This window comes from Streptomyces sp. NPDC042638, from assembly GCF_040647235.1.
Taxonomy (GTDB): Bacteria; Actinomycetota; Actinomycetes; order Streptomycetales; family Streptomycetaceae; genus Streptomyces; species Streptomyces rameus.
In genome coordinates this window covers 127701-137634 of record NZ_JBEZBT010000017.1, presented here as the reverse complement: position 1 = coordinate 137634, position 9934 = coordinate 127701, and the positions used below count along the sequence as shown (strand labels likewise).

9 protein-coding genes are annotated in these 9934 nt (G+C 68.6%); 7 read left to right on the top strand and 2 right to left on the bottom strand.

The annotated features are described in order from the left end of the window. Positions 1 to 101: 101 nt before the first annotated feature. A complete protein-coding gene (gene aceE / locus AB0B40_RS16845) occupies positions 102 to 2849 on the bottom strand; it encodes a pyruvate dehydrogenase (acetyl-transferring), homodimeric type (protein WP_345047072.1) in 2748 nt (915 codons plus the stop codon). Positions 2850 to 3256: 407 nt separating this feature from the next. On the opposite strand from aceE, the gene AB0B40_RS16840 reads away from it, so the two are divergent. The 6 genes from AB0B40_RS16840 (at position 3257) to AB0B40_RS16815 (ending at position 7763) form a co-directional block, all read left to right on the top strand. Further along, positions 3257 to 3694, top strand: coding sequence for a DUF3052 domain-containing protein (locus tag AB0B40_RS16840; RefSeq protein ID WP_345047071.1), 438 nt, complete (start codon positions 3257 to 3259; stop codon positions 3692 to 3694). A 186-nt stretch (positions 3695 to 3880) separates the two neighbouring features. Continuing rightward, positions 3881 to 4339 carry a peroxiredoxin gene (locus AB0B40_RS16835; protein WP_345047070.1) on the top strand — a complete coding sequence of 153 codons (459 nt, stop codon included), beginning with the start codon at positions 3881 to 3883 and terminating at the stop codon, positions 4337 to 4339. A 141-nt stretch (positions 4340 to 4480) separates the two neighbouring features. Then, positions 4481 to 5056, top strand: coding sequence for a TerD family protein (locus tag AB0B40_RS16830; protein WP_345047069.1), 576 nt, complete (start codon positions 4481 to 4483; stop codon positions 5054 to 5056). A gap of 96 nt (positions 5057 to 5152) precedes the next feature. Then, a complete protein-coding gene (locus AB0B40_RS16825) occupies positions 5153 to 5731 on the top strand; it encodes a TerD family protein (protein ID WP_345047068.1) in 579 nt (192 codons plus the stop codon). 75 nt (positions 5732 to 5806) lie between these two features. Next, on the top strand, positions 5807 to 6943 hold the full coding sequence (locus AB0B40_RS16820; RefSeq protein ID WP_362264225.1) for a DUF475 domain-containing protein: 1137 nt from the start codon (positions 5807 to 5809) through the stop codon (positions 6941 to 6943). An 88-nt stretch (positions 6944 to 7031) separates the two neighbouring features. Beyond that, the gene (locus tag AB0B40_RS16815) at positions 7032 to 7763 is read left to right on the top strand and encodes a Tellurium resistance (protein ID WP_345047065.1); all 732 of its coding nucleotides are present in this window, start codon (positions 7032 to 7034) and stop codon (positions 7761 to 7763) included. 36 nt (positions 7764 to 7799) lie between these two features. On the opposite strand, the gene AB0B40_RS16810 is transcribed toward AB0B40_RS16815, so the two are convergent. Further along, positions 7800 to 8588, bottom strand: coding sequence for a TerD family protein (locus AB0B40_RS16810; protein WP_362264223.1), 789 nt, complete (start codon positions 8586 to 8588; stop codon positions 7800 to 7802). Between the two features lie 177 nt (positions 8589 to 8765). Here AB0B40_RS16810 and AB0B40_RS16805 point away from each other — a divergent pair, with 177 nt between their 5' ends. Beyond that, positions 8766 to 9932, top strand: a complete 1167-nt coding sequence (locus AB0B40_RS16805; protein ID WP_345047063.1) for an HpcH/HpaI aldolase/citrate lyase family protein — start codon at positions 8766 to 8768, stop codon at positions 9930 to 9932. Positions 9933 to 9934: the final 2 nt, after the last annotated feature.

Here is a 9934-nt window from a genome sequence, read left to right as displayed (position 1 = left end):
GCCCACCGCGAGCATGCCGAACTCCGGCATCGCGGTGACCACGAGCGGGATTCCACCGGCCCGCGGTGCCCCGCGACCCCCTTGCCTGTCGCCTTCGAGCGCTACGCGTCGCCGCCCGCCGGCCCCGGGTCCGCCGCCGAGACGTCCAGCAGCCGGTACCGGTCGATGGCCTGCTTCAGCACGGACCGGTCCACCTTGCCCTCGCGCGCCAGCTCGGTCAGCACCGCCACCACGATCGACTCGGCGTCGATGTGGAAGAAGCGGCGGGCCGCGCCCCGGGTGTCCGCGAAGCCGAAGCCGTCCGCGCCGAGCGACTGGTACGTTCCCGGCACCCACCGCGCGATCTGGTCGGGAACCGAACGCATCCAGTCGGACACGGCCACGAACGGCCCCTCGGCCCCGCCGAGCTTGCGGGTCACGAACGGCACCCGCTGCTCCTCCTCCGGATGCAGCAGGTTGTGCTCCTCGCACTCCACGGCCTCGCGGCGCAGTTCGTTCCAGGAGGTCGCGGACCACACGTCCGCCCTGACGTTCCACTCCTCGCCGAGGATCCGCTGCGCCTGAAGCGCCCACGGGACCGCCACGCCCGACGCCATGATCTGTGCCGGGATCGAGCCGTCCGTGCCCTCGCCGATCTTGTGGACACCCTTGACGATGCCCTCCACGTCCACGTTCGCCGGCTCGGCCGGGTGCTGGATGGGCTCGTTGTAGACGGTGAGGTAGTAGAAGACGTCCTCGCCGTGCGGGTGCTCGGGCGAGCTGCCGTACATGCGGCGCAGGCCGTCCTGGACGATGTGCGCGATCTCGTAGGCGTACGCCGGGTCGTACGCGACGCACGCCGGGTTGGTCGACGCCAGCAGCTGGGAGTGGCCGTCCGCGTGCTGCAGCCCCTCACCGGTCAGGGTCGTACGACCGGCGGTCGCGCCCAGGACGAAACCGCGCGCCAGCTGGTCGGCCATCTGCCAGAACTGGTCGCCGGTGCGCTGGAAACCGAACATCGAGTAGAAGACGTACACCGGGATCAGCGGCTCGCCGTGCGTGGCGTACGCCGACCCCGCCGCGATCAGCGAGGCCGTGCAGCCCGCCTCGGAGATGCCGTCGTGCAGCATCTGGCCGGTCGGCGACTCCTTGTAGGCGAGCAGCAGCTCGCGGTCCACCGACTCGTACTGCTGGCCGAGCGGGTTGTAGATCTTCGCGCTCGGGAAGAAGGAGTCCATGCCGAACGTGCGGTACTCGTCCGGCGCGATCAGCACGAACCGCTTGCCGATCTCCTTGTCCCGCATGAGGTCCTTGAGGAGACGCACAAAGGCCATCGTCGTCGCGATGGACTGCTGGCCGGTGCCCTTCTTCACGGTCGCGTACGCCTTGTCGTCCGGCAGGGCGAGCGGCTCGGAGCGGACGACACGCGTCGGGACGTAGCCGCCGAGTCCCTTGCGGCGGTCGTGCATGTACTGGATCTCCGCCGAGTCCCGGCCCGGGTGGTAGTACGGCGGCAGGCCGGACTCCAGCTCCTTGTCGGAGATCGGCAGGTGCAGGCGGTCCCGGAAGCGCTTGAGGTCGTCGACCGTCAGCTTCTTCATCTGGTGCGTGGCGTTGCGGCCCTCGAAGTTCGGGCCCAGCGTCCAGCCCTTGACCGTCTTGGCCAGGATGACCGTCGGCTGGCCCTTGTGCTCCTTGGCCGCCTTGAACGCCGCGTAGATCTTGCGGTGGTCGTGGCCGCCGCGGCCCAGGTGCAGGATCTGGTCGTCGGTCATGTTCTCGACCATCGCGCGCAGGCGGTGGTCGTCGCCGAAGAAGTGCCGCCGGATGTAGTCGCCGGACTCGGTGGCGTAGGTCTGGAACTGGCCGTCCGGGGTCGTGTTCATCTTGTTGACGAGGACGCCGTCCCGGTCCTGCGCGAGCAGCGGGTCCCAGGTGCGGTCCCAGATCAGCTTGATCACGTTCCAGCCGGCGCCCCGGAAGACCGACTCCAGTTCCTGGATGACCTTGCCGTTGCCGCGCACCGGGCCGTCCAGCCGCTGGAGGTTGCAGTTGACCACGAAGGTCAGGTTGTCCAGGCCCTCGCGGGCGGCCAGCGTGAGCTGGCCGAGCGACTCGGGCTCGTCCATCTCGCCGTCGCCGAGGAACGCCCACACGTGCGACCTGGAGGTGTCGGCGATACCGCGTGCCTCCATGTAGCGGTTCATCCGCGCCTGGTAGATCGCGCCCAGCGGGCCGAGGCCCATGGAGACCGTCGGGAACTCCCAGAAGTCCGGCATCGAGCGCGGGTGCGGGTAGCTGGACAGGCCGTCCGGGTACTTCGACTTCTCCTGGCGGAAGCCGTCCAGCTGGTTCTCGGTGAGGCGGTCGAGCAGGTACGCGCGCGCGTAGATACCGGGGGAGGCGTGGCCCTGGAAGAAGACCTGGTCGCCGCCGTCGCCCTCGTCCTTGCCGCGGAAGAAGTGGTTGAAGCCGACGTCGTACAGTGAGGCGGAGGAGGCGAAGGTGGCGATGTGGCCGCCGACGCCGATGCCCGGGCGCTGGGCACGTGAGACCATGACCGCGGCGTTCCAGCGGGTGGCGTTCAGGATCCGGCGCTCGATCTCCTCGTTCCCCGGGAAGAACGGCTCGCTCTTGGTGGGGATCGTGTTCACGTAGTCCGTGCTGCGCATCTCGGGCACGGCCACGCGCCTCTCGCGGGCCCGCTCGATCAGACGCAGCATGAGATAGCGGGCGCGTTCCCGGCCGCGCTCGTCGACGGCGGCGTCCAGGGAGTCGAGCCACTCCTGGGTCTCTTCGGGATCGAAGTCAGGAACCTGACTCGGAAGGCCGCCAATGATGATCGGATTGCGATCGGATCCGGAAGCCACGCTGTTCCTTACCTGTCAGAGGGCCAATTTTTTTGCACCTGCCTACACCGTTCCCCATCGTGTACCTAGGGAAGGCGTACGTCATCTCCACTCTCGTCCCCACCGGTGCCCCACCGGTCAAAACGCAACGATACGCCCGGGGTGTGACGTGCATGGCAAAGTTGTTCGAGCGACGTAACCCTGGATGATTCCGAACCGCGCAAACCGGGCACATCGGTGTGATGTGAGCCGCGGGAAAGCACGATACGGTGCCAGGAGTTGCGGCGACACGGCCGGGATCGTCACCGTTTCGGCGGTCCCGACGGCCGGGTACTTGCGCGATCCGCCCCGCCCGTGTGGACTACGGCCAATGCTTCGCGCACGCGCGTGGCTGAGATATTCACCAAGACATGATCAGGAGGCACCCCGTGAGCGCGACCGCGGACCACGCGGAGGAGCGGACGAACCCTGCCGGCAGGCTGGGGTTCCAGCCCGGGCAGGTGGTCCAGGAGATCGGCTACGACGACGACGTCGATCAGGAGCTCCGCGAGGCCATCGAGGAAGCCATCGAGGGCGACCTCATGGACGAGGACTACGACGACGTGGCCGACGCCGTTGTGCTGTGGTTCCGTGACGACGACGGCGACCTGACGGATGCGCTGGTGGATGCCACCACGTACATCGAAGAGGGTGGCGCGATCCTGCTCCTGACGCCGAAGACCGGCCGTTCGGGGTATGTGGAGCCGAGCGACATCCAGGAAGCCGTCTCGACGGCCGGCCTGACGGCCTCGAAGAGCGTCAGTGTGGGCAAGGACTGGAGCGGCAGTCGGCTGGCGACGCCGAAGGCGGCCAAGTCCAAGAGGTGACCGTGCGGCCGCGGTGACCGTCGCCGGGGGCCGCGCCCCCGGGATCCCCGAACGGCCCACATCCTCGAACGCCGGACGGGCTGAGAACCTCAGCCCGTCCGGAAGTCCCGGTGATCGCTGCGTAGGGTGGAACCGAGCGCTGTGCTGCGCGCTCACCCGAACAGCCCACCGAAGGGATGCACGACGATGGCGATCCAGGTCGGCGACAAAGCGCCCGACTTCGAGCTCAGGGACAACCACGGCCGGACCGTGAAGCTCTCGGACTTCCACGGCGACAAGAACGTGGTCCTGCTCTTCTACCCCTTCGCCTTCACCGGCGTATGCACCGGCGAGCTGTGCGAGCTGCGTGACAACCTGCCGAGGTTCGCCGACCGCGACACCCAGCTGCTCGCGGTGTCCAACGACTCCATCCACACCCTGCGCGTCTTCGCCGAGCAGGAGGGCCTGGAGTACCCGCTGCTCAGCGACTTCTGGCCGCACGGCAACGTCTCGCGCGCGTACGGCGTCTTCGACGAGGACAAAGGGTGCGCCGTCCGGGGCACCTTCATCATCGACAAGGAGGGCGTCGTGCGGTGGACCGTGGTCAACGGCCTGCCGGACGCCCGTGACCTCGACGACTACGTGAAGGCGCTCGACACCCTGTGAGCCGGCCGCGGGCCGACACCTGAGATTCGTCGGGTCCATGGTCTGCGGGGGTGCGGGAACCCGTCACTAGGATCGGCACGTTGATCCCATATCCGAAGCACGACGGGGCTCCACGGCCCCGGAACACCACATGGAGGACCCGTGGGAGTCAGCCTCAGCAAGGGCGGCAACGTATCGCTGACGAAGGAGGCCCCGGGCCTGACCGCGGTCATCGTCGGTCTGGGGTGGGACGTGCGCACCACGACCGGCACGGACTTCGACCTCGACGCCAGCGCGCTGCTGCTGAACAACGCCGGCAAGGTCATCAGCGACCAGCACTTCGTCTTCTTCAACAACCTCAAGAGCCCCGACGGCTCGGTCGAGCACACCGGTGACAACATCACCGGTGAGGGCGAGGGCGACGACGAACAGATCAAGGTCAATCTGGCCGGCGTCCCGGCCGACGTCGACAAGATCGTGTTCCCGGTGTCCATCTACGACGCCGAGAACCGCCAGCAGTCCTTCGGCCAGGTCCGCAACGCCTTCATCCGCGTCGTGAACCAGGCCGGCGAGCAGGAGATCGCCCGCTACGACCTGAGCGAGGACGCCTCCACCGAGACCGCGATGGTCTTCGGCGAGCTGTACCGCAACGGCGCGGAGTGGAAGTTCCGCGCCATCGGCCAGGGCTACGCCTCCGGGCTGCGCGGTATCGCGCAGGACTTCGGCGTCAACGTCTGACGCGGAACAGCCCCCGAGTCCGGCGCCGCACCGTTTAGGGGCGGCGCCGGCCGTGCAGGACAACCAGGGAAGCATCACCAGGGGAGGACCAGGACCATGGGCGTCACACTCGCCAAGGGGGGCAACGTCTCCCTCTCCAAGGCCGCACCGAACCTCACCAACGTCATGATCGGACTCGGCTGGGACGCCCGCTCCACCACCGGCGCCCCCTTCGACCTGGACGCCAGCGCGCTGCTGTGCGGCGCCGGGAACCGGGTGATGGGCGACGAGTGGTTCGTGTTCTACAACCAGCTCAAGAGCCCTGACGGCTCGGTCGAGCACACCGGTGACAACCTCACCGGTGAGGGCGAGGGCGACGACGAATCGATCCTGGTGGACCTCGCCAAGGTCCCGCCGCAGTGCGAGAAGGTCATCTTCCCGGTCTCGATCCACGCGGCGGACGAGCGCGGCCAGACCTTCGGCCAGGTCTCCAACGCCTTCATCCGTGTCGTCAACCAGGCCGACGGCCAGGAGCTGGCGCGCTACGACCTCAGCGAGGACGCTTCCACCGAGACGGCGATGATCTTCGGCGAGCTGTACCGGTACCAGGGCGAATGGAAGTTCCGGGCCGTGGGACAGGGGTACGCGTCGGGGCTCCGGGGCATCGCTCTAGACTTCGGAGTCAACGTTTCGTAAAGCCGGGGACGGCGCGGGGGAGACCCTCCCCCAGACTTCGTCTGGGGGCGCCCCCACACAACGATGGGGTAGCCAGTGCTTCTGAAAACCTTCGGCTGGTCGTTCGCGATCACCGCGCTCGGTCTGGTCGCGGCGGTGTTCTACGGGGGGTGGACCGCCTTCGGCATCGTGGCGATCCTGGCCGTCCTGGAGATCTCGCTGTCCTTCGACAACGCGGTGGTCAACGCCGGAATCCTGAAGAAGATGAGTGCCTTCTGGCAGAAGATCTTCCTCACGGTGGGCGTCCTCATCGCCGTCTTCGGCATGCGGCTGGTCTTCCCCGTCGTCATCGTCGCGATCAGCGCGAAGATGGGCCCGGTCGAGGCCGTCGACCTCGCGCTCAACAACAAGGACCGCTACCAGCAGCTGGTCACCGACGCGCACCCGGCGATCGCCGCCTTCGGTGGCATGTTCCTGCTGATGATCTTCCTCGACTTCATCTTCGAGGACCGGGACATCCAGTGGCTGCGCTGGATCGAGCGGCCCCTGGCCAAGCTCGGCAAGGTCGACATGCTGTCGGTCTGCATCGCCCTGATCGTCCTGCTGATCACCTCCTTCACCTTCGCCACCCACGCCCACCAGCACGGCGGCGCCCATGTCGACAAGGCCCAGACGGTCCTGATCGCCGGTATCGCCGGCCTGATCACCTACATGGTCGTCGGCGGCCTCTCCGGCTACTTCGAGGACAAGCTGGAGGAAGAGGAGGAGCGCGAGCACGAGGAGGAGGAACAGGCCGCCCGCTCCGGCAAGCAGAAGCCGGCGATCGTCCTGGCCGGCCAGGCCGCGTTCTTCATGTTCCTCTACCTGGAGGTCCTGGACGCCTCCTTCTCCTTCGACGGTGTGATCGGCGCCTTCGCCATCACCAACGACATCGTCCTGATGGCCCTCGGCCTGGGCATCGGCGCGATGTACGTCCGGTCGCTCACCGTGTACCTGGTCCGCCAGGGCACGCTCGACGACTACGTCTACCTGGAGCACGGCGCCCACTACGCCATCGGCGCCCTCGCCGTGATCCTCATGGTCACCATCCAGCACGAGATCAACGAGGTCATCACCGGTCTCGTCGGTGTCGTCCTGATCGCCTGGTCCTTCTTCTCCTCCGTCCGCCGCAACCGCGCGCTGGCCGCGGCGGAGGGCACCGACGAGAAGGCCGAGGTCTCCTCCGGGGTGTGACACCCCGGCCGGTGAGGAACGCTCTGAGCGGGGCGGCCGACGCGGTCGGCCGCCCCGCCGGCGTCACAACAGGTACCTGGGGGCGGGAATGGGTTTCTTCGACGGTCTGCTGGGCGGGCGCGCCGCCGACTTCGACTCGGGCAACGCGTCGACCAACGCCATCGAACTGACCAGGCGGCACCAGACGGTGTCCCTCACCAAGCAGGACGCGGCCAGCGGTCATCTGCGCGTCAACCTCGCCTGGCGGATGCGGACCTCCGACTTCGACAGCCAGCGCACCAGCCTCCTGCGCCACCCCTTCAGGGCCCTGAAGCCGCCGGAGGTCCTCGGTCACGGGCAGAGCATGGTCAACGTCGACCTGGACCTCGGCTGTCTGTACGAGCTGGCCGACGGCACGAAGGGGGTCGTACAGCCGCTCGGCGGCTACCTGGGGGACGTCAACGCGCCGCCGTACATCAAGCTCAGCGGCGACGACCGGTTCGGCTCGGCGTCGGGCGAGACGATGTACGTCAATCTCGACCACCGGGACGCCCTCAAGCGGATGCTGGTCTTCGTCTACATCTACGACCAGACCCCCGCCTTCGACCGTACCCACGCCGTCGTCACCCTCTACCCGAGCAACGGTCCCCGCATCGAGATAGGCCTGGACGAGCGCCACCCCCAGGCCCGCTCCTGTGCCGTGGTCATGATCGAGAACGTCAGGGACGAACTGATCGTCCGCCGCGAGGTGAAGTTCGTCTACGGCTTCCAGGGCGAACTGGACCGCCTGTACGGCTGGGGCCTGCAGTGGGGCAGGGGCTACAAGACGGTGGACAGGTGAGCGGCGGGTGAGTCCCCCCGGCCGCCCCCGGCGGAACTACCGCCCGATGAACTGCGGCCCCTGCGGCGGCAGCCGGAAGTCCGGATCCGCTCCCACGCCCACCGGCACCGGCTGGGACGGGGGGTAGCCGTACGCCGGCTGCGGATACCCGTAGGCCGGCTGCGACGACGTCGACTGCGGGTACCCGTACGCGGGCTGCTGCCCCGGCAGCGCGGACGTCGGCTGCTCCGGGGGCAGCGGCTGTGACGCGGTCTCGCCCGGCGCCCGGTCCTCCGCCGCCTCCGACTCGTCCACCGAGATGCCGAAGTCCGTGGCGAGCCCCTTCAAGCCGTTGGAGTAGCCCTCGCCCAGCGCCCGGAACTTCCAGCCCTCCCCGCGCCGGTACAGCTCACCGCAGATCATCGCCGTCTCCGCGCCGGTCTCCGGCTTGATGTCGAACCGGGCCAGCGGCTCCCCGTCGGCGGCCGCCGCGTCGTACAGCAGGATGCACAGCGCCGGCACCTGCTCGAAGGCGACCCCGTCCGCGGAGGCGACCACCAGGATCCGGCCGACGTCCGGCTCGACACCGGCGAGGTCTGACTGGATCGTGTCGGTCAGCCCCTCGGCGACCCGCTTCTTGCCGAGCCGCCACACCTTCCCGGAGGGGTGCCGGGGCTGGTTGTAGAAGACGAAGTCCTCGTCGGAGCGCACACGGCCGTCGGGGCCCAGCAGCAGCGCCGACACATCCACGTCCGGGACCTCCTGCCCGGGCGCCCAGCGCAGCACGGCGCGCACCGTGGCGGCCTCCAGCGGGACGTTCGACCCCTTCAGCATCGCGTGCGTCATGCGGTCATCCTGCCTTCTCGGTCCTGGTCACGACAATGCGGGGGGCTATGCCGCCGACATGGGCGGGTTACCGGAAATTCATGCCCTGCGGGAACCCCAGACACCGCTCTCTACGTACTATTACCGGCCACCCTTTACCGAACCCAGAGGCTCGGCTCGCACCACTGAGGGAGTCCTATGCGTCATTTCGGGCACATCGCCCCCGAGGTACGGCAGCGCCTCTTCCACCGGGAGCCGTGCGCGTTCACCGCCGACTCCCCGGCCCGGCTGCTCTCCGCGGCCCTGGGCGCCACGCTCTACAGCCCGGCCACCCGGCCGCGGCTCGCCGACGACATCGTCAAGCAGGCCGGCAACGGCGTGGTCTCGATGGTGCTGTGCCTGGAGGACTCGATCGACGACGCGGACGTCCCGGCGGGCGAGGACAACCTCGTCCGGCAGTTCGCGGACCTCGCCGCCCGGCCCGGCCTGGAGCCGCCCCTGCTGTTCGTCCGGGTCCGCACCCCCGAGCAGATCCCGGACCTGGTCCGCCGCCTCGGCCCGGCCGTGCGCCTGCTGTCCGGGTTCGTGCTGCCCAAGTTCACCGAGGAGCGCGGCGTCCCCTTCCTGGAGGCCCTGACCGCGGCCGAGCGCGCCGGCGGCCGGCGGCTCTTCGCCATGCCCGTCCTGGAGTCCCCCGAGCTGCTCTACCGGGAGTCGCGCGTGGACACCCTGGAGGGGGTCTCCCGTGCGGTCGGCAAGTACCGCGACCGGGTGCTGGCCCTCCGCCTCGGCGTCACCGACTTCTGCTCCTCCTACGGCCTGCGCCGCGCCCCCGACATGACCGCCTACGACGTCCAGATCGTCGCCTCCGTGATCGCCGACGTCGTGAACATGCTCGCCCGCGCCGACGGCACCGGCTTCACCGTCACCGGCCCGGTCTGGGAGTACTTCCGCGCCCCCGAACGCATGTTCAAACCGCAGCTCCGGCAGAGCCCCTTCCTGGAGGTGCAGGCCGTGGAACTGCGCCAGAGACTCATCGAGCACGCCATGGACGGACTGCTCCGGGAGATCTCCCTCGACCAGGCCAACGGCCTGCTCGGCAAGACCTGCATCCACCCCTCCCACGTCCTGCCCGTGCACGCGCTCTCCGTGGTCAGCCACGAGGAGTTCAGCGACGCGCAGGACATCCTGCGGCCGGAACGCGGCGGCGGGGGTGTACTCCGGTCGGCCTACACGAACAAGATGAACGAGGTGAAGCCGCACCGCGCATGGGCCGAGCGGACCCTGCTGCGGGCCGAGGTGTTCGGCGTCGCCAACGAGGACGTCGGCTTCGTGGAGCTGCTCGCCGCCGGAATACCCGGCTGAAC

Excerpts from the sequence above, each read along its gene's own strand:
- AB0B40_RS16835 (WP_345047070.1), top strand. The coding sequence starts at position 3,881 with ATGGCGATCCAGGTCGGCGACAAAGCGCCCGACTTCGAGCTCAGGGAC.
- AB0B40_RS16825 (WP_345047068.1), top strand. The coding sequence starts at position 5,153 with ATGGGCGTCACACTCGCCAAGGGGGGCAACGTCTCCCTCTCCAAGGCC.
- AB0B40_RS16815 (WP_345047065.1), top strand. The coding sequence starts at position 7,032 with ATGGGTTTCTTCGACGGTCTGCTGGGCGGGCGCGCCGCCGACTTCGAC.
- AB0B40_RS16810 (WP_362264223.1), bottom strand. The coding sequence starts at position 8,588 with ATGACGCACGCGATGCTGAAGGGGTCGAACGTCCCGCTGGAGGCCGCC.
- AB0B40_RS16805 (WP_345047063.1), top strand. The coding sequence starts at position 8,766 with ATGCGTCATTTCGGGCACATCGCCCCCGAGGTACGGCAGCGCCTCTTC.